General features: G+C 49.6%; 1 protein-coding gene. It reads left to right on the top strand.

The genetic code is table 11. The annotated features are described in order from the left end of the window. Positions 1-114: 114 nt before the first annotated feature. Positions 115-920, top strand: an 806-nt coding sequence (locus RBI05_RS19230; protein ID WP_310552216.1) for an IS3 family transposase, incomplete at its 3' end; no start/stop codon positions are given.

The raw sequence follows: 920 nt of genomic DNA, 5'->3' as shown, positions 1-920 counted from the left end.
ATACCGGGAACTCGGAGAGTATGGACTGTTGGATCAGCGGGGTAGGCGGGAAGAATATATCGATCAAGACCGGTATGTCCAAAAGCTCAAGCGGGAGAATGACATGTTAAAAAAGTGCTTGGAAATCTGGATGCAGGAGGTAAGGAAGAACGCTTTAAGCTCATCGAGAAAGGGGCAGCTCTAGGGAAAGTGGCGGACCTGTGCCAACTCTTTGGCGTCTCCAAAAGCGGTTACTATGCCTATTTAAAGCGAAAGGGAAACGACCGCGACGCCGAAGCCAAACAACAAATCTGTAAAGCCTACAAGCGTTACGAAGGAAAATACGGGTATCGCCAGCTCCAATTGTTCTTGTGGCAGGATGACGGTATTTGGATGAACCACAAGAAGATTCTGCGCCTCATGCAAGAACTCGGGCTTCAGGCCAGGATTCGCCGGAAACGCAGGTTGAATGGCACGTACCAAGCGGGAGAACGTGTGGCAGAGAACCTACTGAAGCGAGACTTTACGGCAGCGAAACCCAACCAGAAATGGGTAACGGATGTGACCCAATACCGTGTAGGTGAACGCTGGCTGTATCTTTCAGCCATAAAAGATCTGTTCAACAACGAGATTGTTGCCTACCAACTGAGCGAACGTAACGACAATGAGCTGGTTCTACAGACCTTTGCCAAAGCCTTTGCAAAGCAAAAAGACGTGACCGGATTGGTCGTTCACAGCGACCAGGGATTCCAGTACACGTCTCATGCCTACCACGACATGCTGCCAAAGGTTGGGGCCCAAATCAGCATGTCACGCCGGGGCAATTGCCTAGACAATGCCTCTATGGAGAGCTTCTTCTCGCATCTCAAAACGGAAGGACTCTATCCTTATGATATCCGAAAAATGGCTGAGGCACAAAGAAGAATCGAGAAATACATACG

Origin of the sequence: Paenibacillus glufosinatiresistens (genome assembly GCF_031470375.1) — a bacterium.
GTDB lineage: Bacteria > Bacillota > Bacilli > Paenibacillales > Paenibacillaceae > Paenibacillus_AQ > Paenibacillus_AQ glufosinatiresistens.
The sequence above is the reverse complement of the archived record's forward strand: the minus strand, read 5'-3'. Positions and strand labels throughout refer to the sequence as shown.